Here is a 305-nt window from a genome sequence, read left to right on the forward strand (position 1 = left end):
TACTGCCGCACTGACGGCTGATACCGCGAGCCCGGTACCGCCATATCAAGCGCCTCGTGCGGGCGTTCAAGGTTATAGACCGTCCGCCAGTGGTCGAAGGCGCGCTGCAGCTCACCCTCGCTCGCGAACCACTTCCCCTGCAGCACCTCCGCCTTCAGGCTGCGGTGAAAACGCTCCAGCTTGCCCTGCGTCTGCGGATGATACGGCCGGGAGTGCCCCACCCGGATACCCAGACGCATCAGCCACAGCTCCAGCGCCGTCCAGGTGCCGGTGGTGTCTCCCCACGGTGAGCCGTTATCCATCGT

1 protein-coding gene is annotated in these 305 nt (G+C 65.6%); it reads right to left on the bottom strand.

Features of this window, described 5'->3' with window-relative positions; genetic code table 11:
- A partial coding sequence (locus tag ACTJJA_RS23960; RefSeq protein WP_440669346.1) for an integrase core domain-containing protein occupies positions 1 to 305 on the bottom strand: 305 nt, incomplete at both ends.

It is taken from the genome of Enterobacter sp. 22452 (assembly GCF_052045065.1).
GTDB lineage: Bacteria > Pseudomonadota > Gammaproteobacteria > Enterobacterales > Enterobacteriaceae > Enterobacter > Enterobacter mori.